Origin of the sequence: Bradyrhizobium sp. AUGA SZCCT0222, from assembly GCF_018130205.1 — a bacterium.
Lineage (GTDB): Bacteria > Pseudomonadota > Alphaproteobacteria > Rhizobiales > Xanthobacteraceae > Bradyrhizobium.
On record NZ_JAFCLX010000038.1, the window covers coordinates 1 to 25313 of the forward strand.

Genomic DNA, 25313 nt, shown 5'->3' on the forward strand with positions numbered 1-25313 from the left:
CCAAGACTGCCTCCCAAAAAGAAGCCTTGAATCTGATTTGCGCCTAAAAGGGAATCCTTAGAGTCCACACCACCTAGGGCCTGCGCCGGGACGACTGGGATACACCTTCGCCTTCCCGCGGCGCAAAGCGCCCGGGGTGTGCGTGTCGTTCGTGCCCTCGAAAAAATCAGAGGGCGCAGGGAATGCCGGATGCGCGCTGCACCCGCGGTCTCGCGTGCGATTGTGCATAAGAATGCTGCACACGAGCATACAGGGCAGCGGAGAACATCCGACATTCCCTGCGCAATGGCTTTACAGCTTATAACGCGCTCTCCCCGGTGAGACGGCCTCTATTGCCACCGTCGCCCCTCGAAAGCGTTAGCTCCCGAAAGACTTGACGCCGTTACGGGCGCCAGGACCACACGCTTTTACCGTACGCTTCAGCCGCGACCGTCAATCGCAACCTCAACGTCCACCGCAACCCGCCCCTCGTCGTGACGACGGCCGACGCCCCTCTGAGTGGGACGGGATGGGCATAGATGTGCAGGTGATTTGGGGTCGAAGGAAAGGGAAATATTTTTGATTTTCGGAAATTTAGAACTTGACACGATTTCCGGCAATCCGAACTGATTTGCCCCGGCTTCGCCAAGGCTACGCCGGGCGCAGCCGTCGTGCCAGATTGTCGCGCTTTACGTCGAATGCACCGGCGCCTGTTCGTCGGCATATTTGTGCGCCAGCCACGACGACAGCACCGCGGGCACGCCGCCGACCAGCCCGTAAAGGATGAACTGCGTCACGCCGGTGTCCGGGCCGCGCGAGCCATAGAGCAGTTCCGTGACCGTGAACCCGATCGCGCCCACGATGCATATGCGCACCCACCAGGGAAGCCGCCGCACGTGATACAGGATGTCGTCGATGGCGCCGATCATCAGCGCCGGCACGACGCCGAACAAATAGCTGTATTGCAGCGTCTTGGCGAAGGTGCCGAAGAATTTCCCGACCTCCTTCCAATCGGTCTGGGCCCAGTAACCGGAAGCCATCGTGATCGCGAACAGCATCAGCAGCCCGCCGACGAACGGGCCGATAGCTCCGAAGATCAGATAGCGTTTCATGGACCGTCCTCTTCCAATCGCGTGATCAGATGCGGTCTCAGTCTTACGACGATCTTGCGAAAAATTCGACAGGCTTGACGGAAGCGTTGCGAAACAATCCGCCGCCGCCCGCTACTCGCCCCAGGCCGCGAACGCCTCGTTGAACGCCCGTTCACCCGGCGCGCCCTTTTCGATCGCGATGATGGCGCGGCGCTGGTTGACGTAGACCAGCGGCACGTCGAACCAGGAACGCTCCTTCAGGAGCTGCAAATTGCGGGCGCGGTCGGCGTCGACGTTGGAGAGGCCGACCAGGAAGAAGCCGTCGGTGACCTTCACGGCGAGCCCCGCCAGCGGCGTGCCGCGCGCCTGCTCGTTGGATTTCATCAAGATGCCCGGCACGTTGCCGACGCCGCCGCCGGAGAAATCCTGCGGCAGGATGAAGGTGAGCTCCGCGGTGTGGCTTGCGGGGAGCGATGTGTCGGTGTTGCGGCGGAACGACATCGTCATCTTGAACTTGCGGTCGGGAATTTCGATGTCGGCGCGCACGCTGATGTCAGGCTTCTGGTTGCCGCTCGCCTTGATCGGTTCGGTACGCCAGATCACCGAGCCGACATATTGCTTGCCCTTGGGATCGGACGGGTCCTCATCATACAGCACCACGCGCTGCGCCACCGGCGCCACCTGGTCCGAAGACGGCTGGCCGACGCGATCGGGGATCTTCGGCTTCGACTGCGGCGCTGACGGATCCTTCGGCGCTTCGACGACGGGCGAGGATTTGAACAGGCTGCTCACCACGTTGATGGCGGACTTGCCCCCGACCATCGCAGCGCCGATCACAACAAGCACGATGCCGACCGCGATCGCGCTCTTGAACGGGAAAGCCGCGCCGACCCGGCGTGCCTTTTTCGGCTCGCGCTCGCGATCCTGCGACAGCCGCGAACGCTGCGGCGGCGGCTGCATCGGGGAAGCCTGCGGCGAATAGCGGTCGGCCTCCTCGAGCGACTCTTCATAGGAATACGGCGCTTCCGGATCGGCGCCGCGGTTCTCCATGCTCGGCTCGAGCCGGTCGAACTCCGGCGTGGGCGAGGGCACGTTGGCGTAGGTCTTGCGCGCCGAGCGGTTGGCCTGGGCGGCGGCGCGGCCGAGATCGTCGGCGTCGGCGGCGATGTCGCGGAACCCGCGCATGCCCGGAGGCTGTGGCATCTGCGGCGCAGAATTGTCGGGGCCGCGGCGCGCCGCGCCGGTGCGTTCACGGGTCGGCGGCAGCGTCGGTTCCTGCGCCGGCAGCTGCGGCGGACGTGGCGGCGGCGGCGGCAAATCGGGCCGCAGGTTGCGCGGCGGGCGTTGCTGGTCGCCGTCACCAAGCGGCGGACGGCCTTCGCGCGCGGGCGGCGGCGAAGCCGGGCGCGGACGGGGTGGGTTAGCTGCTGGCGCGCCGGATTCCGGCGGGCGCGCATTGGCGCGGCGGAAGGCGTCGCCGCCGCGCGCAGCCCCTGCGCCGCCGGGCCGCGAGGCGTCGCGGGCGCGCTGGGCGGCCTCGGACTCGACCTTGCGGACGGCCTCTTCCAGCGACAGCCGCTCCCGGGTGATTTCCGATTCGCTCAACGGCGGCTGCACGCTGCGCAGCTGCGCGATCAGCGCCGAGCGAGCCCGCTCATAGAGCGCACGGCGGCTCTCGCCGGGAGCACTGGGGTCCAGTCCGGCAATGGCGCGGGCGATCAGCGGGTAGTAGTCAGCCATAACGACTCAACAATGCGGACTTATGGGTAACAACTCGTTAAGCCTCGAACGGGTTTTGAACGAGAATAGTATCCTCGCGTTCCGGGCTGGTGGAAAGCAAGGCGATCGGACAGCCCACCAATTCCTCGACCCGGCGCACATATTTAATGGCCTGGGCCGGCAGATCCGCCCAGGAACGGGCATTGGCGGTCGGCTCCTTCCAGCCTTCGATGGTCTCGTAGATCGGCACCACCCGGGCCTGGGCGCCCTCGCCGGCCGGCAGATGGTCGATTTCCTTGCCGTCCAGCATGTAGCCGGTGCAGACCTCGATCGTGTCGAAGCCGTCGAGAATATCGAGCTTGGTCAAAGCCAGGCCCGTGATGCCGCAGGTTCTTGCGGCTTGTCGAACCAATACGGCGTCGAACCAGCCGCAACGCCGCGGCCGGCCGGTATTGGTGCCGAACTCGCGGCCCCGCTCGCCGATCTTGCGGCCGATCTCATTGTCCAATTCGGTCGGGAACGGGCCCTGGCCGACCCTCGTCGTATAGGCCTTGCAGATCCCGAGCACATAGCCGACCGCGCTCGGCCCCAGGCCGCTGCCGGTCGCGGCCTGCGCCGCCACCGTGTTGGACGAGGTGACATAGGGGTAGGTGCCGTGGTCGACGTCGAGCAGCGCGCCCTGCGCGCCCTCGAACAGGATGCGCTTGCCCTCGCGGCGCTTGAGATCGAGCAGCCGCCACACGGTCTCGGTGTAGGGCAACAATTGCGGCGCCAGCGCGGTGAGGTCCTTCAGGATGACGCGGCCGTCGAACTCCTCCAGCCCGAGGCCGCGGCGCAGCGCGTTGTGGTGCGCCAGCAGGCGGTCGATCTTGTGCGGCAGGGTGTCGAGGTCGGCCAGATCCATCAGGCGGATGGCGCGGCGGCCGACCTTGTCCTCATAGGCCGGGCCGATGCCGCGGCGGGTGGTGCCGATCGCGGTGCCGGCGTTGGATGATTCGCGCAAAGCGTCGAGCTCGCGGTGCAGCGGCAGGATCAGCGTGACGTTCTCCGCGATACGGAGATTTTCCGGGCTGATGGCGACGCCCTGGCCCCTCAGTCGGGTGACCTCGTCGAGAAAGGCCTGCGGATCGAACACCACGCCATTGCCGATGACGCCGAGTTTCGAGGGCCGCAGCACGCCCGACGGCAGCAGCGCCAGCTTGTAGGTCTCGCCATTGATGACGAGCGTGTGGCCGGCATTGTGGCCGCCCTGGAAGCGCACGACGATGTCAGCCTGCTCCGACAACCAGTCGACGATCTTGCCCTTCCCCTCGTCACCCCATTGGGCGCCGACGACGACAACATTGGCCATTTCTAAGCGTTTCCCTGCGACTCACGTGGTTTCAGCATGACCTCCCCGGAAAACTACTGCCCGACTTTCCGGATCATGCTCTCCGGCATGGTTCAGGTTGAACCATGCCGTCGACATTTCTTTAGTTTGGGCATGATCTTCTCGGAAAACCGGTATCCACTTTTCCGGATCATGCCCGTAGCTCGCCCAGCCCAAATCACGACCTTAAGGCCGTTCGCATGCGAGGCAGCCCAACCGGATAAAGGAAGCGGCCCGTCTAGGCAAGCAAGAAGGGAGCTTTGGGGGTCGTCAAAAAGGAGGACAACCCTTTGATATCCCCCAAAAATTTGTGGCGGCGGGAAGGCGGCGACATGAACGCGGAGTAATCTGGCAAATGTCTAAAACCACTCCTGCGACAAAGGCGCTGGAAAAGCTCGGCGTGAAGTTTGTGCTGCACAGCTACGTCTACGATTCCAGCGCGGACAGCATCGGCCTGCAGGCGGCCGAGGCGCTCGGCGTCGAGCCCTGCCGGATGCTGAAGACGCTGATGGCCGAGGTCGACGGCAAGCCGGTCTGCGTCGTGGTGCCGTCGGACGGCGAAGTCAGCATGAAGAAGCTCGCCAGCGCGTTCGGCGGCAAGGCCGCGAAGATGATGCGCCCGGCGGATGCCGAGCGGCTCACCGGCTATCATGTCGGCGGCATCTCGCCGTTCGGCCAGAAGAAGCGCGTGCCGGTCGCGATCGAGGCCACAGCGCTCGGGCACGCGACCGTGTTCCTCAATGGCGGGCAGCGCGGATTGCAGGTCGAGCTCGATCCTGATGACGCGATGCAGGCGCTCGGCGCGATCGCGCCGGCGCTGACGGTGTGAGGGTTCAAGACGCCGCGCGCAGTTTTGCTTCGTCGTTCGGCTGCGCGAAATCGCAGCGCTTGGCGACGACCAGGAACAGCAGGACCAGCGGCACCATCGATGCCAGCAGCGCGGCGCTGGCGACCAGTGCCGCCGACGGCGATCCCCAGGCGTCCTGCAGGCTTCCGGCGGCGGTGGGTCCGGCCGCCATCAGGACGTAGAAGCAGGTATAGAACAGGCCGAAGCCCATCGACCGGTCCGCCGGCTCGAGCACCCTGGCAGGCATCGACAGGATCGCACCCGACATCGGACCGATCGCGACGCCAAAAATCAGGCAGGCGATCGTCGGATGAAAATTCTCCACGAACAGCATCAGCGCACAGGCTGCGATCAAGCTGCAGGCGATGATTGCGGTGATCGGCCGGTCGGCGCGGTGCACGAGATAGCCACCGGTCGGAATGGCGAGAATGGTGAACCAGATCGAAAGACTCGTCAGCGACGCCGCAACCGTCGGCGACGATCCCTGCGCCACCAGCAACAGCGGTGCGTAGCTGAAGAACAAAACGCAGGCGAGATTCATCGCGCCCCAGATGGCGCCCGATATCACCACCGGCATCAGCGCCGCACGCGGCAGCCGTCCGCGGCCGGCGGCCTCCGCCTGGGCCAGCTGCGCCGCGCGCGGAATCATCGCAAACGCGAGCAGCACCGCCACCGAACAGATCGCGCCCGACACCATCACCGCGTGCCAGCCGAGCGAATGCGCGATCCAGGTCTGGATCGGCAGCGCAATCATGGCGCCGAACGGCCAGCTCATCTGCAGGAACGACATCGCCAGCACCATCTCGCGGGCATCGAACCAGTCCGCCACCATCTTGGTCGCGACCAGCCCCACGACCGTGCCTCCGATCCCGCCAATCGTGCGCGCCGCCAGTGCGAAAGCGAGATCGCCGGAGTAACTCAATGCCAGGCCGGAAACCGCCATCAGCACCAGGCCCACGATCCCGAGCGTCTTTTCGCGGCCCCGGCTTCCAAGCAATCCTGCCGGGAATGCGACGATGACACCCGGCAGCATATAGGCGCCGAGCAGCATGCCGATTTCCGAATAGCCGATGCCGAGATCGGCCATCAGAAGATTGGCCGCCGACCCGATCGATTGAAACTGGAATCCGATGGCGGCGCGCGTCGCGAACAACACCGCAAGGATGATCCACCTGCGTCCCGGCATACCGATACTCCTGGGGATCAATCCGTTCGTTCGCCGCTGAGTACGTTGGAGAACTCGGATAATTCATCCTCGGAGATCTCGTGCAGAGTCAAGCGCAATTGCATGATCGCGAGATCGACCAGATGGCCGGCAAAGGAGACGCCGCCGGAAACCAGCAAATTGCGCTGCTCCACCAGCACCGGAAGCACATTACGCAAACGACGCGCACTCAACTCATCCATAGCGGTGCCCCTTGAGAGGTCGCTGTGACGTCGCGACCAGCCACTGGCCCGTGGTGGCGACGTCGGCGAAAAGTTCGATCGCCCTTGTGGCGAGCACATGCACGGCGGCGGCATCGGTATTGGGCCGCGACCGGCTCACGGATGCATCGCTGAGGAAGGTGACGCTGTGCTCCCTGCGCGCGGCATCCATCGCCGTCGCAAGGCAGGTTTCCTCGGCGACGAGACCGGCAATGGCGAAGCTTCCGGCCTGCGAGACCACGCTTTCGAACAGATGATTGCTGTAGCAGGACGGCTGCTGGCGCTCGAACACCATGTCCGACCGCCGCGGCTCGAGACCGGAAATCCAGGCCGACTGGCTCGAGCGTTCGAGTATGCCCGGGCCATCGCCCCGACCCTCGGCTTGCCGCGTGAACGCGATCGGTATGGCGAACTCGCGCGCATGCCGGATCGCGGCCATGCAGTTGTTCAGCGACCGCTGGATGTCGCGCGCGTTGTCCCTGGCCAACGCGGCGTAGTTCTTCTCCTGCAGGTCGACCATGATCAGCAGGCGGCCACGCGATGCGCCGACATAGGTTCGCAGATCGATGACTGAACTCATTGGACGACATCCGCCGCTTCGCAAACTCCCCGGCTGGTGGATTTTTCGAGGATGCCCGGTCTATCCCAGCGGCCTTCGGGACGAATGAGCACGTAGGGATCGTCGTTGATGGTGATACATTGCGGATGCTTCTCGGTCTCGAGTTTGACCTCGACATAGTCAAAGTCGGAAAACACGAACTTGCGGCCGGGCGCGCGCTTGAAGCCACGTTGCTGCCAGAAGCCGAGCAGCCGGGCCTGCGCATGCGCGTACAGCACGCGGTAACCTTTCTTCCGGCACAGTTCGATGGCCGTGTCCACGATCTGGCCGGCCAGGCCGGCGTTGCGACTTTCGTTGCGGACGGCCAGCCGCTCGAGCTTGGCGAAATCCGCAAAATAGCGGATCCGCATGCAGCCGACCGGCTCGCCATCCTTGTGGCAGATCAGATGGGTGGCGGAGAAATCGTTGCCGTCGAATTCCTCTTCAAACGGGCAATGCTGTTCGCCCATGTAGACCGCTCCGCGGATCGCAATGACGCGCGCCATCTCGTCCATCGAGCGGACGACCTCGACGGTGACCGGCTCGGGCGGCATTGCCTTGACCCGCGGAATATCCTTCGAGCGGTCGAACATCTGCAGATGCGGCGCGAACAATTCCTCGTAGCTTGCGCCCGGCTGGAAGCCGAGCGGCTCCAGCACCCGCAGGCCGCCCTTGGTGATGGGACGCGAATAGAGGTTGACGCCCTGGTAGAGCGGCGAGGAGATTTTCTGCAGCACCAGCGGGATCGCTGCCGCGAGCGTACCCTTGGCGTGGATCGCCCAGACATAGATGCCGGCCGGACGCTCCGATTGCCGCGCGACGTAGCACAGCTCGGGATCCTTGGTGTTGAGCCGGCCGTCGAGCAGCCGGCGCATGCCCTCGTGGGTTAGCGGCAACACCGCAAGGAAGCCCTCGCCCTTGGGGTCGCTGATATCGAACCGGTCGCTTCGCGCGATTGCCCAGAAAATATCGGGGTTGTGGCGTGCCGCCGCCTGCAGGACTTCGTTCTTGGTTAATCCCGGTATGTCGGCGCGGGCCCTGTCAACCAGCGAGGCGATGCCGGCGGCCCCGACGGTGAAAATCACCGTGCGTCTGGCCACTTGAAGATTGGTCATTCGCTCCAGAGAATGGGCCGTAGACCGGCTGGCGGGAGCCGAGCGGCTGGCGCGAGCGTGTTCCCGGGCGGATTTTCTGATCAGATCGATGTCGAGCGCGTTCATTGATCGTCTCTTGATTGTGTAAAACTTGGTTTTCTGCCAATAATAGAAATATGGTTCCCTTAAATTAGAAGGCGACAAACGAGGCGATTTGTATGCACTCAGGTGAGCGCAGGGGCGCGCACAGCGGCGCGCACATGCCGGGACGAATGGCGAACTGGGATCTGGTCCGGATTTTCCTGGCCGTCGCCCGAACCGGAAGTTTCCGCGCCGCGGCTGCGGAGCTGAACATGTCCGCCAATTTCCTCAGCAAGCGCATTTCAGTCCTGGAGAATACCTACAAGACGCCGCTGATGACCCGCCACGTCGACGGCATCAGGCTGACGCCGGAAGGCGAGGCGGTTCTGGACGCCGCCAAGCGGATGGAAGAGGCGTCCTTCGGGCTCGACCGCGCGCTAAGCCGGGCGACGCCGGCGCTCACCGGCGAGGTCCGGCTTGCTGTGACCGAGGGGCTCGGCACTTTCTGGCTGGCGCCCCGGCTGGTCGAATTCCAGCGGGTCTATTCCGGACTGCTGGTCGATCTGAAATGCGAGATGCGATCGGCGGACGTGCTCCGGCTCGAAGCCGATGTCGCGGTGCAACTCGAGGAGCCCGCTAATCCCAACCTGAAGCGGGTCAAGATCGGCCGGCTTCACATCATGCCGTTCGTCAGTCCGTCCTATGTCGAAATCTACGGCATGCCGAAAGATCTGAACGATCTGCAGCAAAATCATCGCATGGTGATTCAGGACGCAGAGCAGACCAAAGGCAAGGAGATGTACGAACGGCATGCCGGACGCGAACAGCTCGGCTTTGTCGCGATGCGCAACAACGTCTCCAGCGCGCATGTCTGGGCCGTCTCCAAAGGCGCCGGCATCGGCTGGTTGCCGACCTACATACCGGCGATCGCCGGGCCCTTGATTCCGCTCGATCTTGGTGTCCAGTTTCCGCTCGACATCTGGCTCACCTACCATCCCGATGCGAAGCGGATTCCACGCGTCAAGCAATTGATCGACTGGACCATCCAGGCGTTCGACGGCCGCAAATATCCGTGGTTTCGGGATGAGTTTGTCCATCCCGACGATTTGCAGAAAACCTACAAGGGTGAGCCGCTGGTGAATCTGTTCGCTGGTTTCATGAAAGAATCACGGTCAAAGATTGGCTGAGCGAGACAAATGAGCAAGTCGACCGACGGGCAAATCGATCAACTGGTGAAGGCGCGATGGCTCGCGCTCGGGCTTTCGCAGAACGATCTTGCGGAAGTACTCGGAGCCCCCGGCCAGCCGACGCCGAAAACCAACAACGGGTCGGGCCGCGTTAGTGTCGGCCGCCTGATGCAGGTGGCGGACGCGCTCGGCGTTTCCCACGATCTGTTCGAGGGCCTGTCGCCGTCGACCAAGCCGCAAAAGCCGCAATCCGGCATCGCCAATTCCGACACGATGCAGGCGCTGCTCGAACTGCGTTTGCTGCGCGTGTTCCGCGAGCTGCAGGACGCCAATACCAAGCGGATGCTGATCCAGCTCGCCGAGCAGATCGTCAAGCGTCAGGCCGCGCCCCCCGACCAGGCCGGCTAGAGCCATTTCCGCTCCGATTGAATCGGAACAAGGCTCACGATTCTTGATCTGACGCGTTTTGCTGACGCAACTAACCAGAACGCCCGCGCATCTCCCTCCGCGCATGGTCGCGATGCATCTGCCCCATTGATGAACGCGGCAAATCGGTGTCTGTGACACAGGCCGGGCGACCTTCTCCGGCCCGGCTTGCATCGCCGGGCGGGCCGCGGCGTCATGAACCGGGCCTTGTTTTTGCGAATGTCTGCTTCCGAACCCAACGCGCCCGCGCAGCCCGCGACCTGGATCGCCAACCAGCCCTATTTGTTGCTCAGCATCACCGCGCTGTGCTGGGCCGGCAACGCCATCGTCGGCCGCCTCGCCGCCGGGCATATCCCACCGGTGACGCTGTCGTTCCTGCGCTGGTCGTTCGCGTTCCTCATCATTCTTCCGTTTGCCTGGAAACATCTGGTGCATGACTGGGCCGCGATCCGCGGCCGCCTCGGCATCATGATCTTTCTGTCGATCACCGGCATCGGCGCCTTCAACACCCTGCAATATTGGGCGCTCGAACACACCCAGGCGCTCAACACGCTGCTGCTGCAGTCGGCCGGGCCGCTGATCGTCGCAGTGTGGTCGCTGGTCCTGTTCGGCATGCGGCTGACGCTGGCTCAGGCCGGCGGGGTTCTGCTGTCGCTGGCCGGCGTGCTCGTGATCCTGCTGCACGGCGATCTCACCACGCTCAAGAACATCGAGTTCAACAAAGGCGACCTCATCTTCATCGTGGCGCTGGCGATCTTCGGGCTTTATTCGGTGCTGTCGCTGAAACGCCCCGCCATCCACGGCCTGTCGTTCGTCGCCTTCACCTTCGGCGCCGGCGCGGCGTGCCTGATCCCGCTGTTCATCTGGGAACTGTTCGCACGGCCCCTGATGCGGATCGACACCGCCAACCTGCTGACGCTGTTCTATGTGGCGCTGTTTCCCTCGACGCTGGCCTATCTCTGCTTCAATCGCGGGGTGCAGCTGATCGGCGCCAACCGCGCCGCGCCCTTCTTTCACGTGGTGCCGGTGTTCGGAACCGTGATGTCGATCGCCTTCCTCGGCGAACACCCGGAGCCGTTCCACTTCTTAGGGTTCGCGCTGGTCCTGACCGGGGTATTTGTGGCGTCGCGAAAGCCCGCGACCAGCTAGTTTTGGACAGCCTGGTTGCGGTGACTTGCCGCGCCAAATCCGCTATCACTCGGACCTGCTTCGCAGGATTTCGCTGATGGCGCGCGCCAGCAATCTGATGATCGGGACCTTGACCCTGGCGCTGATCGCCGGGTCGCTCGGCTCGTTCCTTGGCTATCAGAAATTCGCCAGCAATAAGCAGAAGACGCCGTTCCGGGTGATCTTCGAGGGCTCCGCCTCCGGCCTGCGCCAGGGCGGCAGCGTGAATTTCGCAGGCGTGCGGGTCGGCGAAGTGGTGTCGATGCAACTGGACCATCCGCGCCGCGTCGTCGTGCTCACCATGATCGACGGCAACACCCCGGTACGCAGGGACACCCAGGTCGGCCTCGAATTCCAGGGCCTGACCGGCATCGCCGCGATCTCCTTTACCGGCGGCACGGTCGATCCGCCACCGCTCGGCGCCGACGGCATTCCCGAACTGACCGCGGATCCCGAAGGACTGCTGGACATGCAGGAAAGGATCCGCGTCGCGCTGCGCAACGTCGACAAGGTGATCGCCGACAATGAAGTCGCGGTGAAAGACACGCTGCGCAATTTCGAAACATTCACGGCTTCGCTCTCTGGCAGTGGCGAGCGGATCAGCAGCATCATCGGCACCGCCGATGCAGGTATCAGTTCCGTCGACAGCGCCCTGACCAAGACCACGGATTTCCTCGGCGGGCTCGGCAGCGACAAATATGGCGGCGAACTGCTGCCGACCGTGATTTCGATGCGCGAGCTGATCGTAAGCTTCGACAAGAAGTCCGACTCGGCGCTGAAAGAAGCCCGAAAAATGCTGATCGATCTCAGCCAGTCCATCAACAATAGCAAGTTTGCCGCGCCCCCCGCCAGGCGATAGCGTATTGCCCGACAATAAACCAAGAACAGGGACTGCTCCGCCGTGCTCGATAAATCCGCTGGCCTGACCACTCCGCCGCCGACCGTGACCCGCGCCACGAGCGAGGTGCCGCGCGCCTTGAAACGCTATCTCTCGCTCGACGATTTCGAAGCCACGGCGCGGCGGCGGATTCCGAAATTCCTCTACGGCTATATTGCCGGCGGCGCCGAGACCGACGCCGCGGTCCGCGACAACCGCGCAGCCTTTGACGAATATGGTTTCGTGCCGCGCGTGCTCAACGACGTCTCCGGCCGCGACCAGACCACGACGCTGTTCGGCAAGACCTACGCCTCGCCGTTCGGCATTCCGCCGATGGGCTCCTCGGCGCTGTGCGCCTACCGCGGCGACATCGTGCTGACACGGGCGGCCGCCGCCGAAAACGTGCCGATGATTCTCTCCGCCTCCTCGCTGATCACGCTGGAGGACGTGCGCCGGGAAAATCCGGCCGCCTGGTACCAGGCCTATCTGGCGGGCCTGCCCGCCCGTATCGAGCCCCTGGTCGACCGCGTCGCCGCGGCCGGCTACGACACGTTCGTCGTCACCGCCGACGTGCCGGTGCCGCCCAACCGCGAGAACAACATCCGCAACGGCTTTCAGGTGCCGCTGGCGATCACGCCGCGCGTCGCCTGGGATACGGTAACCCATCCGCACTGGCTGTTCGGCACCTGGCTGCGCACCGTGAAGAACCACGGCATGCCGCATTTCGAGAACATGGACGCGCAGCGCGGTCCGCCGGTGCTGGCCAAGAATCTGATGCGCAACATCGGCGCCCGCGACCAGCTCGCCTGGAAGCATGTCGAACTGATCCGCAAGCGCTGGAAGGGCAAGCTCGTCGTCAAGGGACTGGTCTCGCCCACCGACGCCCGGATCGCGCGCGAGAGCGGCGTCGATGGCGTGATGCTCTCCAACCATGGCGGCCGCCAGCTCGACTACACGATGTCGGGCCTGCGCACGCTGCCGGAGATTGCGGCCGAGGCGAAAGGCATGACCATCATGGTTGACGGCGGCATCCGACGCGGCACCGACGTGATCAAGGCGTTGGCGCTCGGCGCCCATTTCGTCTGGGTCGGCCGTCCCTTCCTCTATGCTGCGATCGCCGGCGGCGAGGCCGGCGTGCAGCGCGCCATCAGCTTGCTCCATGCCGAGATCGACCGCGATCTCGCGCTGCTCGGCATCCGCAGCATCAGCGAGATCACGCCGGATCTGGTACGAAAGTTCTAGGGCCGGGGCCGCGCTGGGCGGTTCGCAGCATATTGCAGGCACAGGACTGCTCGCGCGGCGCGGTCAGGGACCTATTGTATTGCGCAACCGTGTGCAGGCTGGGTATCCTCGACACCCTCAAAGGCGAGGGGAGAAGGCCGATGACCGCTTTCAATACGGTGCGTTTCCGAGTGAAACCAGGACGCGATCAGGAGTTTCTGGATGCCCACAAGAACGTTGAAGCGACGTGGCCGGGTCTGACGCACGCCAACATCATCAAGACCGGCGACCGCTCCTACTGCATTATCGCCGAGTGGAAAGACATGGATGCGTGCGTCGCGGCGCGGCCGAACATGATCGCGACCCTCAATTCCTTTCGCGATACGCTCGAAGACCTCGGCGGCGGTCTCGGCGTCACCGATCCGGCGGCGGGTGAGGTTGTGCTGGCGCTGAAATAGTTAGTGGCGGTCTTGTTCGGCATTCCCAGAACGTCCCATTGACGGCTCTGAACAACTCGGAAACCCTGCCCGCGCTTTTCGGGATTGACTTCAGTCGCCCGTTTCGAGCACGGCTGACGGGGCATTTCCGGCCGGGACGGTTGGCTGAAATGGTACGTCTATTGCTTCCGGGCAATCTGCGCGTGAGGGGAAAGAACATACGATGATCCGCCTGTTTCTCGATCGGCTCTATCTTTTCTCCGGCTATCTCGCCGGACTTTTCCTGATTGCGATTTTCGTGCTGATGATGCTGCTGTCGGCCGGCCGGCCGCTCGGCATCAACATTCCGGCGGGCGATGATTTCATCTCCTGGTGCATGGCGGCGACGGCCTTCCTCGGGCTCGCCCATACGTTCAAGCACGGCGAGATGATCCGCGTCGGTCTTTTGATCGACCGCCTCAGCGACAGCGTCCGCCACTATGTGGAGATCGCCGCGCTCTTCGTCGGCACCGGCTTCATCGGCTTTTTCGCCTGGCACGCTTCGGTCATGACCTGGCAGTCGTGGAAATTTTTCGACATTTCGCAAGGCGTCATCGCGGTGCCGCTGTGGATCCCGCAGCTCGGCTACAGCGGCGGCCTCGTGATTCTCTTCATCGCCTTTGTCGATGAGCTGATCCACGTCCTGCGCGGTTTTCCGCCGCGCTACGAATTGCCGAAACCAAAGAGCGCCGAAGAGATCGTCGAGCGCGCCATGCAGAGCGGGGTCTGACATGGAGCTGCTCTCGATCGCCGCCATCCTGCTGGGATTTCTTGCGCTGCTGCTCGGTGCCGGCGTCTGGATCGGCGTCGCCTTGATGGCGACGGGATGGGCCGGCATGCAATTCGCCGGCGGCGCCATTCCGGCGGGCAGCGTGCTGGCGACGACGGTGTGGGGCAACAGCGCGTCGTGGTCGCTGGCAGCCTTGCCGCTCTTCATCTGGATGGGCGAAATTCTCTTTCGCACGCGGCTCTCGGAAGAAATGTTTCGTGGATTTGCGCCGTGGCTGAACTGGCTGCCGGGCCGGCTGATGCACGTCAACGTGCTCGCCTGCGGCGTGTTCGGTTCCGTCTCTGGATCATCGGCTGCGACCTGCGCCACGGTGGCCAAGATCGCGCTGCCCGAACTGAAGAAACGCGGCTATGACGAAGGCCTGAGCCTCGGCTCACTGGCCGGCGCCGGCACGCTCGGCATTCTGATCCCGCCATCGATCACCATGGTGGTCTACGCCGTGCAGGCCAACGTCTCCATCATTCAGGTTTTCCTCGCCGGCTTTCTGCCGGGCCTGCTGGTGATGGCGCTTTACTCCGGCTACATCGCCGTCTGGTCGCTTGCCAATCCGAAGCGCACGCCGCCGGCCGACCCGCCGATGAGCTTTCGCAAGCGCATCTCGGAATCACTCAATCTGTTCCCTTGTCTGCTGCTGATCGCTTTCGTCTTTCTGTCGTTGCTGATGGGCTGGGCGACGGCGACGGAATGTGCCGCCTGGGGCGTTTTGGGATCGCTCGCGATCGCATGGTGGCAAGGCGCGCTGACCTGGCAGGCGTTCTGGGCCAGCGTCATGGGCGCAACGCGGGTCAATTGCATGATCCTGCTGATCCTGGCGGGCGCTTCCTACATGGGCACGTCGATGGCCTATACCGGCATCCCGCTGGCGCTGGCGAACTGGGTGAACGGTCTCCAGCTCAGTCCCTACGCGCTGATCGCGGCGCTCACCGTCATGTACATCGTGCTCGGCACGGCCCTCGACGGCATTTCCATGATCGTGCTAACCACGGCCATCGTTATTCCGATGGTGAAGCAGGCCGGATTCGACCTCATCTGGTTCGGTATTTTCCTGGTGCTGGTGGTGGAAATGGCTGAAGTCTCTCCGCCCGTCGGCTTCAACCTGTTCGTGTTGCAGACCATGAGCGGCAAGGATTCCAACACCGTCGCCAAGGCGGCCCTGCCGTTCTTCTTTTTGCTCGTTCTGGCGGTTGCCATCATCACGGTGTTTCCTGATATCGTGATGCTGCTGCCGCGGATAGCGTTCCCTGGCTAGAGAAAGGTATTGTCATGTTGAGGCTTGTTAAGACGTGCGCAATGGCTGCCGGCGTCGCGGCGCTTGCGATTTCCGCAACGCTCGTTCCCGCGACGGCGCAGACGAAATGGAATCTTCCGGCGGCCTATCCGGCGGACAATCCGCATTCGGTCAATCTGATCGCGTTTGCCAAGGACGTCGGCGACGCCACCGGCGGCAAGCTGCAGATCACCGTGCATGCGGCAGCGTCGCTGTTCAAGGCGCCGGAAATCAAGCGCGCGGTCGCAACCGGTCAGGCGCAGGCGGGCGAAGTTCTGATCTCGCTGCATGAGAACGAGGACCCGCTGTTCGGCGTCGATGTCGTCCCGTTCCTGGCGACGAGCTATCCGGCGGCCAAGAAGCTGTGGCTGGCGTCGAAACCCGCTGTCGAAAAGAAGCTCGCGTCGCAGGGGCTGATGCTGCTGTTCGCGGTGCCGTGGGGTCCGCAGGGCATCTATGCCAAGAAGGACCTCAACACCGTCGAGGATATGAAAGGCCTGAAGTGGCGCGCCTATAATGTCGGGACCTCGCGCATCGCCGAACTCGTCGGCGCGCAGCCCATCACCATCCAGGCAGCGGAATTGCCGCAGGCGCTGGCGACCGGCGTCGTCAACGCGTTCATGACCTCGGGCTCGACCGGCTACGACAGCAAGGCCTGGGAAACCATGACGCACTTCTACGATACGCAGGCCTGGATTCCGAAGAACGTCACCTTCGTGAACAAGGCGGCGTTCGACGCGCTCGACAAGCCGACGCAGGAAGCGATCCTCAAGGCGGCCGCGGTCGCCGAAGAGCGCGGCTGGAAGCTCGCCGAAGAAAAGGCGAAGTGGTATCTTGAGCAGCTTCAGGCCAACAAGATGAAGGTGCTGCCGCCGCCTGCCGCGCTGAAGTCCGGCCTCGAGAAAATCGGCGAGCAGTTGACGGCCGATTGGTCGAAGAAGGCCGGCGCCGACGGTGAAGCCGTGGTCGCCGCCTATAAGAAGTAGGACGAATAGCGCTTGATAGCGAACGCCGTCATGCCCGGCCTTGTGCCGGGCATTTTACGTTCTTCGCTCAGACTCTCGGGGATGGAGACGCCCCAATCCCGAACTTGCTGTACGCCTCATTCGTACAGATGATCACATGCTCGGCGCAGCCATTGTGGCGGTGCGGATCGCAGCGGTTTTCGTAATCCGCCGACGTCATCATGTCGATGAAGGCCGAGACGTCGGGATAGTACACCAGCGCCAGGTAATCCCACTGATTGCCCTGCTGCGCGCCGAGCGCGACCGCCTTGGCGTCGCCGGTCCATAGCAGCGTGCCGCCGCGCGCCTTGATCATCGGCACGGTGAGCGCGCTGTAGCGCAGATAGGCATCCCACCCTGACCCGTCACCGTCGAGCGAGCGCTCACGGAAGCGCATCAGATTGACCATCACGACCGGCCCCTGATGCGCCAGCTCCTTGAGACCCCTGACATTCAACAGATCGACGCCCATGACTTTACTCCTAAATGACTTGCTCCCGGCCAGCTCAGACGAATTCAGGACATTGTAGCATTGCAGCCATAGTAGCATTGCAGACTCAGGCCTTGTCGCGCGGCGAAAATCCGGCACAACTCCCGCGAGACCATGACCAGCCCCGCGCCACTGCCGCCCGCCCGCGATCCCGTCGGCTGGCTCAACAACCAGCCTTACGTCCTGCTGACCCTGACTTCGCTGTTCTGGGCGGGTAACATCGTGCTGGCGCGGCATGTCGGCGACCACGTGCCGCCGATCACGCTGACCACCATCCGCTGGTTCGGCGTCTTCCTGATCCTGCTGCCGTTCGCCTGGCCGCATCTCAAGCGCGACTGGCCGGTTTTGCGCGCCCATCTGCCGCTGATGCTGTTCCTCTCGCTGATCGGCTTTGCCTACAACAACGCGATTTCCTGGTGGGCGATGCAATACACCCAGGCGCTGAACGCGCTGCTGATCCAGTCGTCCGGCCCGCTGTTCGTGGCGATGTGGTCGCTGGTCCTGTTCGGGGTGCGGCTGACCGGCGCGCAGCTGGCCGGCATTGCGCTTTCGCTGATCGGCGTCCTGACCATCATCCTGCGCGGCGATTTCGGAGCGCTCGCCAGCATCAGCTTCAACAAGGGCGACGTGATGTTTGGCTCATCGCTGGTGTCGTTCGGGCTTTACTCGGCGCTGATGCTGCGCCGCCCGGTGACGCATCAATTGTCGCTGATCTCCTTCACCACCTGCTGCGGCGCGATGATGCTGGTGCCGTTCTCGGTCTGGGAGTTTTCGACCGGTGCCGTGCTGAAATTCGATTTCCTGACGCTGGCGACGCTGGCCTATGTCCTGATCTTTCCTTCGACGCTGGCCTACACGTTCTTCAACCGCGGCATCGCGCTGATCGGGCCGAACCGCGCCGCGCCGTTCTTCCATCTGGTGCCGGTGTTCGGCTCGGCGATGGCGATCCTGCTGCTCGGCGAGCAGTTGCGGCTGTTTCACCTGGTCGGCTATGCGCTGGTGCTGGCCGGCGTCGTGATCGCATCGCGGCGGGGCTCGGCGCGGAAATGAAAACGCGCGGCTGCGACCTCTCGACCATGCTGGACCGCCTTTCACTTTCGTCCCGGGCAGGCTAGCTTGCCCGCCAACCCCTCAAAAAAACCAACCGGGAGAAACGACCTTATGATCGCGTCCTTGAAACGATACCGGCGCATGGCGGCGGCAACATCTCTGCTGTTCGCGCTGGCATCAACGGCTTCCGCGCAGGCTCCGTATCCGAACCGCAACATCACGCTGGTGCTGCCGTTCGCCGCCGGCAGCGGCACCGACACCACGACGCGCCTGATCTCGAAGGAGATCGGTGTTTCGCTCGGCGTCAGCATGGTGATCGACAACAAGGCAGGCGCCAATGGCTCGATCGCCGCAAGCTATGTCGCCCGATCGGCGCCGGACGGCTACACGCTGTTCGTGACGACCAACACCACGCATTCGGCCAATCCGTTTCTCCTGAAGACCATGAGCTACGATCCGGTCAAGGATTTCACGCCGATCGCGCGGACCGGCGACCTGCCGTTCATGCTGGTGATCCATCCCGACATTCCCGCCAATTCGGTCGCCGAGCTGATCGCGCTGGCGAAGAAGGAACCGGGCAAATACTCCTACGCCAGCGGCAGTTCGTCGGCGAGCGTCTCCGGCGCGACGTTTGCCCGCCTCGCCGGCATCGACCTGCTGCACGTGCCCTACAAGAGCTCGCCGCCCGCCTTGACCGACGTCATCGCCGGCCGCGTCTCGATGATGTTCATCGACGTTCCGACCGGCCTGCCCCACGTCAATGCCAAGGCGCTGAAGGCGATGGCCGTCACCACCAAGAAGCCTTCCGCTTTGTTGCCACAGCTCCCCACGATGGACGCCACGGTGAAGGGCTTCGACATCACCTCATGGCAGGGCTATTTCGGCCCGGCCAACATGCCGAAGGACATGGTCACCAGGCTGAACGCGGAAATCCGCAAGGTCATCGAGCGGCCGGACATCAAGAGCCAGCTCGCCGAGCGCGGCATGGAGGCCTTCTCGAGCACGCCGGAAGAGTTCGACGCGTTCCTGAAGGAGCAGCTGGTGCTGTGGGAAAAGCTGATCGCCGACGCGGGGATCGAGAAGCAGTAGGGGGTAGATCGTAGGGTGGGCAATGGCGCAGCGCGCCGTGCCCACCATCTATCGATTGACCGTCATCTGCAATGGTGGGCACGCTTGCGCTTTGCCCACCCTACAAAGCTACGAAGCGAAGCCGGTCGGAATACCTGGCTCGAAGCCCAAAGCGGCTTCGACCCATTTCGCGACCCGCAGCATGCGATGATCGTTCAAGTATGCGCCGACAATCTGAAGGCCGAGCGGAAGACCATTCTTGCCGAATCCGGCCGGAAGGGTGACGGCCGGCACGCCGAGCAAGGTCCACGGCGCGCAATATTCCGCGTCGCCGGTATAGTGCAGGCCGCGCGGCGCTTCGCCAAACGCCGGCAATGTCAGCACGGCATCATAGCCCGACATTTCCGAAGTCAGCCTGTGGCGCCAGGCGTCCTGGAACGCCTTGGCCGCAAGGTAGCCGGTCGCCGAATGTGTCTTGCCGCTCTCGACGAGCGACTTCAGATGATCACTGGTACGGTCCGGATAATTTGCGACGAGATCGGCGAATATCAGGGCAGCCTCGCTCGACAGGATGCAATTGATCGTCGTCCAGTTCGCGTCGTCGAGTTCGGATAATTCAAGTTCCTCCAGAATGGCGCCCTCGCCACGCAATTTGTCGATTGCAGCGTCGAACACCTTCTGCTGTTCGCCTTCAACGCGCGACCATTTTGCAAAACGCGCGACGGCAAGGCGCGGCTTGCTCAGCGGCGGCAGGCCGGTGTCGATCTCGACGGTAAAGGCAGGCAACGGCCGGCCATGGAGATCGCGATCGCTCGAGCCGGCCAGATGCGACAATGCGAACGCGACATCATCGACCCGCCGGGCAAAGAAGCCGACATGGTCAAGCGACGGGCTGAGCGGATGCACGCCGATGCGAGGGATGGCACCGAAACTCGGCTTGAATCCGACGATGCCGTTGAACGCGGCGGGCCGGATGATCGAACCGAGGGTCTGGGTGCCGAGCGCCAGCGGCACCAGTCCCGCGGCAACGGCGGCCGCCGAACCTGACGATGATCCGCCCGGCGTATGCTCGCGATTCCAGGGGTTGACCGTCGGTCCCGGATGCCGCCAGGCGAATTCGGTCGATACCGTCTTGCCGAAGATCGTCGCGCCGAGATTGCGCAACCGCTCGACCACCCAGGCATTTGCGGCTGGAACCTGACCGGCATAGACGGGCGAACCGTTCGTCGTCGGCATGTCCGATGTGGCGATGATATCCTTGATCGCTACCGGAATGCCCGAGAGCGGGCCTGGCCGCCGCGCGGTATCGACCGGCAGGTATTCAAACGCTCTCAGCGCGGGCTCAAGGGCTTTCGCCTTCTGCAGGCACAAGGCCGCATATTCGTCCGCCATTGGCTGGCTGTCGCCAAATAGACGCAGAAGCTCAAGAACCCCTGCTTCCGAATTGGATACGGGACGCGCGCGTCGATCGGTCATGCCAGCTTCCGGGAAGAATTAGCTCAAGACGGCAGAATAGCAGGCCCGCCCCCGGTCCAAAAGCATCATGCCCGGGACATCGCGAAGGCGCGCTTCGCGAAATCCCGGGCATGAAGAGATTAGCGCCGAGAACTGGTTACGCCGCCCGGACCTTGACGAGGAATTCGTCGACCGCGTTGCGCAGCATGCCGGACTGATTGTCGAGCTCGCGCGCGTTCGAGAGCACGTCGGACGCCGCCTTGCCGGTGGCTGCCGCCGCCGTGGTGACGCCGCCGATATGGGCGCTGATCTCGCTCGATCCCGCCGCCACCGACTGGATGTTGCGCGCGATCTCGCGCGTCGCGTCGCCCTGCTGTTCGATCGACGTCGAGATGCTCACGGTGATCTCGCTCATCTGCGCGATGGTTTCGGTGATGCCGCCGATCGAGGAGACCGCCTCGCTGGTGGAAGCCTGCATCGCCGCGACCTGGGCCGAGATTTCCTCGGTCGCCTTCGCGGTCTGGTTGGCCAAAGCCTTCACTTCGGAGGCGACGACCGCAAAGCCGCGGCCGGATTCACCGGCGCGCGCCGCTTCGATCGTCGCATTGAGCGCCAGCAGATTGGTTTGGGCAGCGATCGAGTGGATCAGTTTGACGACCTCGCCGATCTTCTCGGCACCCGTGGAGAGCGCCTGGACGGTGGAGTTGGTGCGCTCGGCATCGCCGACGGCCTTGCTGGCGATGTCGCTGGAACGCGCCACCTGGCGGGCGATCTCGGCCACCGAGCTCGACAGCTCTTCGGCTGCGGCCGCGACCGTGCCGACATTGTTCGACGAACTTTCCGATGCCGCGCCAACCGTGGCAGCGCGCGCACTGGCGTCGCTGGCGGTCGCCGTCATCGATTGCGCCGTGGTCTGCATGCCGGCGGCGGCCGTCGATACCGAGCGGACGATGCCGTTGACGCTGCGCTCGAAATCGCTGGCGATATTCTCCATCGCGGTCCGCCGATCGGCTGCGGCGCGCGCCTGCGTCGCCGCTTCGGCCTGTTCGAGGCCGCGGATCCGCACCGCATTGTCCTTGAAGATCTGCACGGTTGCCGCCATCGCGCCGACCTCATCGCCGCGCCCGAGACCGGGAATTTCACCGTCGATCTTGCCGTCGGCCAGCGCCTGCATGCGGGCGCCGAGTTCGCCAAGCGGCTTACTGATGCTGCGGCCGATCATCCAGGCGATGCTGCCCGCAATTACGGCGATGCCGAGCATGGCGAGCCCCAGCAGCCACGCGATCGGCTTCATCTTGGCGTCGAGATCGTCGAGATAGGCGCCGGTGCCGACAAACATGTTCCAGCCGGGGATTCCGACCGCGTAGGAAACCTTGCGGATCAGTGTCTCCTGGCCGGGTTTCATATATTCGTAGGGCAAGGTGACTTCGCCCTTGGCCGCGACGCCGTCGCGCAACTCGCGCGCGAGTTTTCTGCCGTTGGTCTCGACGTCGAGGCGGTTCTGACCGATCTGCTTGGGATCGGGCGTCACCACCGCGACGCCATCCATCGTATAGGCGAACACGTAGCCGGCGCCATTGTCGAAGGTCAGCGTAACGCCGCGGCGGCCGAATTCGGCGATCGCGGCTTCCTTGGTGAGCTGTCCCGCTTCAACCTGCTTTTGCAGCCCCAGCGCCATGTTGCGCGCCATTTCGACGATCGCCCTGGTCTGGTCGATGCGCGCGTTCAGCATCTCGCGCTGCATCAGGTAGCCCGCGAGCACGCCGGCAGCGCAAAGGCCGAGCAGCGTCACACCCACCAAGATACCGAGTTTGGGGGTGATCTTCAGATTTGACAGCTTCACGGGAGGATCTCCGGACATTTGCGCACGGGACGCGGTTGGCGAATTGATTCGCCGCACGTTATAGTGAGAGCCTTTAGCGCTTTGTTACGAAGCCTCTCCGTAGAAGCCCCGACATGCAAAAAACATTGGTCTCTATGCGCCGGGATTGTGCGAGAAACTGAACAGGGCGCGTAAAATTCGGGAGGCAACGGCGAGCTGCCGCGGCCATAATCAACACCGAACGGTCAAATCGGGAGCAGGAAATGTCGAAATTCAGGGTGCTGACGCCGAAAGGCGCAAGTTTCACGGTCGCCGGCGGCGGCTACGACTATGAAATGGAGGCGCTGGACCCGATCGGGGCCGAAATCATCGAGGCGCCGGCCAACGAGGCGGAATTCATCGCTGCCGCCCGCACCGCCGATGCCATCTACGCCAAGGGCATGCGGATCTCGAAAACGGTCATCGACGCGCTCGATAATTGCAAGGTCATCACGCTCGGCAGCGTCGGGGTCGACAGCGTCGACGTCAAAGCCGCTACCGCCCGCGGCATCCCCGTCACCAACATCCCCGACACCTTCATCGAGGAGGTCGCCGACCACGCCATGATGCTGCTGCTCTCGGGCTTCCGCCGCCTGGTCGAGCAGGACAAGATGGTCCGCACCGGCCGCTGGTCCGAAGGTCGGCCACAGCTTTTGAAGATTCCGCGGCTGATGGGGCAGACGCTCGGCTTCATCTCGTTCGGCCGGGTGGCCCGCGCGGTCGCCAAGCGCGCAGCCCCGTTTGGCCTGCGGATGATCGCCTATGATCCCTTCATCCAGGAAACCCTGATTTCCGACCATGGCGTGCTCCCGGCGACCCTGTCGGAGGTGCTGTCGCAGTCGGATTTCCTGTCGATGCACGCCCCGGCGCGGCCGGAGGTGCATCACATGCTGGGCGAGAAGCACTTCAAGCAGATGAAGAAGAGCGCAATCTTCATCAATACCGGCCGCGGCGCCACCGTGGACGAGGAAGCGCTGATCAAGGCGCTGCAGGAGGGCTGGATCGCGCATGCCGCCCTCGACGTGCTGGAAACCGAGCCGCCGTCGCACAACAACCCGATGCTCTCGATGGAAAACGTCACGCTGACGGCGCATGTCGCCTCGGCATCGGCACGTTTCGACGAAGCGCGCAAGCGCCGTGTGGGCTACGAATTGTCACTGGTGCTGTCCGGAATGTGGCCGGTAAGCTGCGTCAATCCGTCGGTGCTGCAAAACACCTCGCTTCGTCGCTGGCAGCCCGTCAGCATGGATCGCGGTCCCAACAGCTAGGACGGCCGAACGCGTCGTCGGGCGAAGCGGAGAATGGTCCGCGCCCGGGAAAACGCGCCGGGAAGAAAACACTACCCTTCGGTTCCGCTGGGAACCGGAGGCCGCGAGTTCATCGGCGATCAACGCCGGGAGCAGGAAAAACAGGGAGACGATTATAATGAAGAACGATATTACCCGCCGCGAGGCGCTGGCACTGGGCGTTTCCGCCGCCGCGCTCGCCGCAACCGGCGCATCGGCGCAATCGCCCATCAAGGCCGCCGATGTTCCGGTGCCCAAATTTGCGATCGAAAAAGGCGCCTCCTTGCGCATGCTGCGCCCGGTTCGCTTCGTGCAGGCCGACGAGGACGTGTTCCGCGCCAATGCCGCCAAGTTCACCAAGGAGACCGGGGTCGAGGTCAAGGTCGACTTCGTCGGCTGGGAGGACATCAATCAGCAGACCGCGGTGACCTCGAATTCCGGCGCCGGTCCGGACATGATCATCGGCTTCTCCGACGCGCCGCACATTTACGTCGACAAACTGGTCGAACTGAGCGACGTCGCCGATTACCTCGGCAAGCGCTACGGCGGCTGGCTGCCGCTGGCGCAGACGTACGGCAAGCGCAGCAAGAACAGTGCCTGGATCGGATTGCCGTTCGGCGCGACCGCCGGCCCCCTGATCTACCGCAAGTCGATCCTGAAGTCGGTCGGGTACGACACAGTCCCGGAAGATCACGCCGGAATTCTCGAACTGTGCCAGAAGCTGCAGAAGGCCGGCAAGCCGGCCGGCTTCGCGCTCGGCAACGCCAAGGGCGACGGCAACGGCTTTGCCAACTGGATACTGTGGTCGCATAACGCTGCCCTGCTCGATGAATCCGGTAACATCGTCATCAACAGCAAGGAGACCATCGCCGCGCTGAAATGGGTCAAGGAACTGTACCCGACCTTCATCGCCGGCACGCCGTCGTGGAACGACGTGAGCAACAACCGCGCCTACTCCGCGCAGGAAATCTCGCTGACCGCCAACGGCGTCTCGCTGTATTTTTCGCTGAAGAACGATCCGGCGACCAAGGCGATCGCCGAGGACAGCGAGCATCAATTGCTGCCGAAGGGCAATGCCAAGATTTCGCCGATGGCGGGCCTGACGCTGAACGCGATGCTGTTCAAGCACAGCCAGTATCCCAACGCCGCCAAGGCCTTCCTGACATTCATGCTGGAAAAGGACCAGTACGAGCCGTGGCTCAACGCCAACTCCGGCTACTGGTCGCAACCGCTTGCCGCCTACGCCGAAGCCAAGGTCTGGTCCGAGGATCCCAAGGTCGCGATCTTCAAGAACACCATGCAGAGCACGTATTACGACGGCTACAAGGGTCCGATCACGACCGCAACGGGTGCTGTCAACGCCGATTACGTGCTGGTGCAGATGTGCGCAGCGGTGGCGACCGGCGCCTCGACGCCGGAAGCCGCCGCCGCTGAGGCGGAGCAGCGTGCGAAGCGCTACTTCCGGCGCCAGGAGCGCTAACGCCG

General features: G+C 63.7%; 24 protein-coding genes. 14 read left to right on the plus strand and 10 right to left on the minus strand.

Annotated features, from left to right (window positions below; translation table 11 throughout):
• Positions 1–668: 668 nt before the first annotated feature.
• The 3 genes from JQ629_RS26970 to JQ629_RS26980 form a co-directional block, all read right to left on the minus strand.
• Complete coding sequence (locus tag JQ629_RS26970) at positions 669–1091, minus strand: DUF5413 family protein (protein WP_212390429.1); 423 nt, start codon at positions 1089–1091, stop codon at positions 669–671.
• Positions 1092–1202: 111 nt separating this feature from the next.
• The gene (locus JQ629_RS26975; protein WP_212269197.1) at positions 1203–2810 is read right to left on the minus strand and encodes a hypothetical protein; all 1608 of its coding nucleotides are present in this window, start codon (positions 2808–2810) and stop codon (positions 1203–1205) included.
• A gap of 37 nt (positions 2811–2847) precedes the next feature.
• Positions 2848–4140, minus strand: a complete 1293-nt coding sequence (locus JQ629_RS26980) for an adenylosuccinate synthase (RefSeq protein ID WP_192737578.1) — start codon at positions 4138–4140, stop codon at positions 2848–2850.
• 373 nt (positions 4141–4513) lie between these two features.
• Here JQ629_RS26980 and ybaK point away from each other — a divergent pair, with 373 nt between their 5' ends.
• Positions 4514–4987 carry a Cys-tRNA(Pro) deacylase gene (ybaK, locus tag JQ629_RS26985; protein WP_212415208.1) on the plus strand — a complete coding sequence of 158 codons (474 nt, stop codon included), beginning with the start codon at positions 4514–4516 and terminating at the stop codon, positions 4985–4987.
• Between the two features lie 4 nt (positions 4988–4991).
• Here ybaK and JQ629_RS26990 read toward each other — a convergent pair whose 3' ends face one another.
• From JQ629_RS26990 to JQ629_RS37265, 4 genes are read right to left on the minus strand one after another with little or no spacing between them, the layout of a single operon-like run.
• Positions 4992–6191, minus strand: coding sequence for an MFS transporter (locus JQ629_RS26990; protein ID WP_212415209.1), 1200 nt, complete (start codon positions 6189–6191; stop codon positions 4992–4994).
• A 17-nt stretch (positions 6192–6208) separates the two neighbouring features.
• A complete protein-coding gene (locus JQ629_RS26995) occupies positions 6209–6412 on the minus strand; it encodes a hypothetical protein (protein ID WP_212269200.1) in 204 nt (67 codons plus the stop codon).
• Positions 6405–7010, minus strand: a complete 606-nt coding sequence (locus tag JQ629_RS27000; RefSeq protein ID WP_212034333.1) for an isochorismatase family protein — start codon at positions 7008–7010, stop codon at positions 6405–6407. Before JQ629_RS27000 ends, JQ629_RS26995 begins: the two co-directional genes overlap by 8 nt.
• Positions 7007–8143, minus strand: coding sequence for a GNAT family N-acetyltransferase (locus JQ629_RS37265; protein WP_249135296.1), 1137 nt, complete (start codon positions 8141–8143; stop codon positions 7007–7009). The genes JQ629_RS27000 and JQ629_RS37265 overlap by 4 nt, the downstream gene beginning before the upstream one ends.
• 251 nt (positions 8144–8394) lie before the next feature.
• Between JQ629_RS37265 and JQ629_RS27010 the strand changes: the two genes are divergently transcribed.
• From JQ629_RS27010 to JQ629_RS27050, 9 genes are all read left to right on the plus strand, one after another.
• Positions 8395–9390, plus strand: a complete 996-nt coding sequence (locus JQ629_RS27010) for a LysR family transcriptional regulator (RefSeq protein WP_249135299.1) — start codon at positions 8395–8397, stop codon at positions 9388–9390.
• Between the two features lie 9 nt (positions 9391–9399).
• Positions 9400–9798, plus strand: a complete 399-nt coding sequence (locus tag JQ629_RS27015; RefSeq protein WP_212415211.1) for a helix-turn-helix domain-containing protein — start codon at positions 9400–9402, stop codon at positions 9796–9798.
• 237 nt (positions 9799–10035) lie between these two features.
• Positions 10036–10965: a DMT family transporter gene (locus JQ629_RS27020; protein ID WP_212415212.1), complete on the plus strand. Its 930-nt coding sequence runs from the start codon at positions 10036–10038 to the stop codon at positions 10963–10965.
• A 76-nt stretch (positions 10966–11041) separates the two neighbouring features.
• Positions 11042–11842, plus strand: coding sequence for an MlaD family protein (locus JQ629_RS27025; protein WP_212415213.1), 801 nt, complete (start codon positions 11042–11044; stop codon positions 11840–11842).
• Positions 11843–11884: 42 nt separating this feature from the next.
• Positions 11885–13102: an alpha-hydroxy acid oxidase gene (locus JQ629_RS27030; protein ID WP_349631326.1), complete on the plus strand. Its 1218-nt coding sequence runs from the start codon at positions 11885–11887 to the stop codon at positions 13100–13102.
• 140 nt (positions 13103–13242) lie between these two features.
• On the plus strand, positions 13243–13539 hold the full coding sequence (locus JQ629_RS27035) for an antibiotic biosynthesis monooxygenase (RefSeq protein WP_192737587.1): 297 nt from the start codon (positions 13243–13245) through the stop codon (positions 13537–13539).
• Positions 13540–13741: 202 nt separating this feature from the next.
• On the plus strand, positions 13742–14287 hold the full coding sequence (locus JQ629_RS27040) for a TRAP transporter small permease (protein ID WP_212415214.1): 546 nt from the start codon (positions 13742–13744) through the stop codon (positions 14285–14287).
• 1 nt (position 14288) lies between these two features.
• Positions 14289–15596 carry a TRAP transporter large permease gene (locus tag JQ629_RS27045; RefSeq protein WP_212269207.1) on the plus strand — a complete coding sequence of 436 codons (1308 nt, stop codon included), beginning with the start codon at positions 14289–14291 and terminating at the stop codon, positions 15594–15596.
• A 41-nt stretch (positions 15597–15637) separates the two neighbouring features.
• Positions 15638–16600: a TRAP transporter substrate-binding protein gene (locus JQ629_RS27050; RefSeq protein ID WP_249135297.1), complete on the plus strand. Its 963-nt coding sequence runs from the start codon at positions 15638–15640 to the stop codon at positions 16598–16600.
• Between the two features lie 67 nt (positions 16601–16667).
• Here JQ629_RS27050 and JQ629_RS27055 read toward each other — a convergent pair whose 3' ends face one another.
• Positions 16668–17090 carry a DUF1330 domain-containing protein gene (locus JQ629_RS27055; protein WP_212415216.1) on the minus strand — a complete coding sequence of 141 codons (423 nt, stop codon included), beginning with the start codon at positions 17088–17090 and terminating at the stop codon, positions 16668–16670.
• A gap of 132 nt (positions 17091–17222) precedes the next feature.
• Between JQ629_RS27055 and JQ629_RS27060 the strand changes: the two genes are divergently transcribed.
• Positions 17223–18158 (plus strand): DMT family transporter, encoded by a 936-nt coding sequence (locus JQ629_RS27060; RefSeq protein WP_212415217.1) that lies wholly within the window; start codon positions 17223–17225, stop codon positions 18156–18158.
• 111 nt (positions 18159–18269) lie between these two features.
• Entirely contained in the window at positions 18270–19247 is a 978-nt protein-coding gene (locus JQ629_RS27065) for a Bug family tripartite tricarboxylate transporter substrate binding protein (RefSeq protein ID WP_212415218.1), read from the plus strand.
• Positions 19248–19355: 108 nt separating this feature from the next.
• On the opposite strand, the gene JQ629_RS27070 is transcribed toward JQ629_RS27065, so the two are convergent.
• Positions 19356–20702, minus strand: a complete 1347-nt coding sequence (locus JQ629_RS27070; RefSeq protein WP_212415219.1) for an amidase — start codon at positions 20700–20702, stop codon at positions 19356–19358.
• A 136-nt stretch (positions 20703–20838) separates the two neighbouring features.
• Positions 20839–22524, minus strand: a complete 1686-nt coding sequence (locus JQ629_RS27075; RefSeq protein WP_212415220.1) for a methyl-accepting chemotaxis protein — start codon at positions 22522–22524, stop codon at positions 20839–20841.
• A gap of 242 nt (positions 22525–22766) precedes the next feature.
• Here JQ629_RS27075 and JQ629_RS27080 point away from each other — a divergent pair, with 242 nt between their 5' ends.
• The gene (locus tag JQ629_RS27080; protein WP_212415221.1) at positions 22767–23810 is read left to right on the plus strand and encodes a C-terminal binding protein; all 1044 of its coding nucleotides are present in this window, start codon (positions 22767–22769) and stop codon (positions 23808–23810) included.
• Positions 23811–23967: 157 nt separating this feature from the next.
• Positions 23968–25308 carry an ABC transporter substrate-binding protein gene (locus tag JQ629_RS27085; protein ID WP_212415222.1) on the plus strand — a complete coding sequence of 447 codons (1341 nt, stop codon included), beginning with the start codon at positions 23968–23970 and terminating at the stop codon, positions 25306–25308.
• The last annotated feature ends 5 nt before the right edge of the window (positions 25309–25313 follow it).

What these genes read in the sequence shown, in the direction of transcription:
- JQ629_RS27045 (WP_212269207.1), top strand. Translation starts at nt 14,289, where the DNA reads ATGGAGCTGCTCTCGATCGCCGCCATCCTGCTGGGATTTCTTGCGCTG.
- JQ629_RS27035 (WP_192737587.1), top strand. Translation starts at nt 13,243, where the DNA reads ATGACCGCTTTCAATACGGTGCGTTTCCGAGTGAAACCAGGACGCGAT.
- JQ629_RS27000 (WP_212034333.1), bottom strand. Translation starts at nt 7,010, where the DNA reads ATGAGTTCAGTCATCGATCTGCGAACCTATGTCGGCGCATCGCGTGGC.
- JQ629_RS26980 (WP_192737578.1), bottom strand. Translation starts at nt 4,140, where the DNA reads ATGGCCAATGTTGTCGTCGTCGGCGCCCAATGGGGTGACGAGGGGAAG.
- JQ629_RS26995 (WP_212269200.1), bottom strand. Translation starts at nt 6,412, where the DNA reads ATGGATGAGTTGAGTGCGCGTCGTTTGCGTAATGTGCTTCCGGTGCTG.
- JQ629_RS26970 (WP_212390429.1), bottom strand. Translation starts at nt 1,091, where the DNA reads ATGAAACGCTATCTGATCTTCGGAGCTATCGGCCCGTTCGTCGGCGGG.
- JQ629_RS27040 (WP_212415214.1), top strand. Translation starts at nt 13,742, where the DNA reads ATGATCCGCCTGTTTCTCGATCGGCTCTATCTTTTCTCCGGCTATCTC.
- JQ629_RS27020 (WP_212415212.1), top strand. Translation starts at nt 10,036, where the DNA reads ATGTCTGCTTCCGAACCCAACGCGCCCGCGCAGCCCGCGACCTGGATC.
- JQ629_RS26975 (WP_212269197.1), bottom strand. Translation starts at nt 2,810, where the DNA reads ATGGCTGACTACTACCCGCTGATCGCCCGCGCCATTGCCGGACTGGAC.
- JQ629_RS26990 (WP_212415209.1), bottom strand. Translation starts at nt 6,191, where the DNA reads ATGCCGGGACGCAGGTGGATCATCCTTGCGGTGTTGTTCGCGACGCGC.
- JQ629_RS27065 (WP_212415218.1), top strand. Translation starts at nt 18,270, where the DNA reads ATGATCGCGTCCTTGAAACGATACCGGCGCATGGCGGCGGCAACATCT.
- JQ629_RS27060 (WP_212415217.1), top strand. Translation starts at nt 17,223, where the DNA reads ATGACCAGCCCCGCGCCACTGCCGCCCGCCCGCGATCCCGTCGGCTGG.
- ybaK (WP_212415208.1), top strand. Translation starts at nt 4,514, where the DNA reads ATGTCTAAAACCACTCCTGCGACAAAGGCGCTGGAAAAGCTCGGCGTG.
- JQ629_RS27070 (WP_212415219.1), bottom strand. Translation starts at nt 20,702, where the DNA reads ATGACCGATCGACGCGCGCGTCCCGTATCCAATTCGGAAGCAGGGGTT.
- JQ629_RS27010 (WP_249135299.1), top strand. Translation starts at nt 8,395, where the DNA reads ATGGCGAACTGGGATCTGGTCCGGATTTTCCTGGCCGTCGCCCGAACC.
- JQ629_RS27050 (WP_249135297.1), top strand. Translation starts at nt 15,638, where the DNA reads ATGGCTGCCGGCGTCGCGGCGCTTGCGATTTCCGCAACGCTCGTTCCC.
- JQ629_RS27015 (WP_212415211.1), top strand. Translation starts at nt 9,400, where the DNA reads ATGAGCAAGTCGACCGACGGGCAAATCGATCAACTGGTGAAGGCGCGA.
- JQ629_RS27085 (WP_212415222.1), top strand. Translation starts at nt 23,968, where the DNA reads ATGAAGAACGATATTACCCGCCGCGAGGCGCTGGCACTGGGCGTTTCC.
- JQ629_RS27025 (WP_212415213.1), top strand. Translation starts at nt 11,042, where the DNA reads ATGGCGCGCGCCAGCAATCTGATGATCGGGACCTTGACCCTGGCGCTG.
- JQ629_RS27055 (WP_212415216.1), bottom strand. Translation starts at nt 17,090, where the DNA reads ATGGGCGTCGATCTGTTGAATGTCAGGGGTCTCAAGGAGCTGGCGCAT.
- JQ629_RS27080 (WP_212415221.1), top strand. Translation starts at nt 22,767, where the DNA reads ATGTCGAAATTCAGGGTGCTGACGCCGAAAGGCGCAAGTTTCACGGTC.
- JQ629_RS37265 (WP_249135296.1), bottom strand. Translation starts at nt 8,143, where the DNA reads ATGACCAATCTTCAAGTGGCCAGACGCACGGTGATTTTCACCGTCGGG.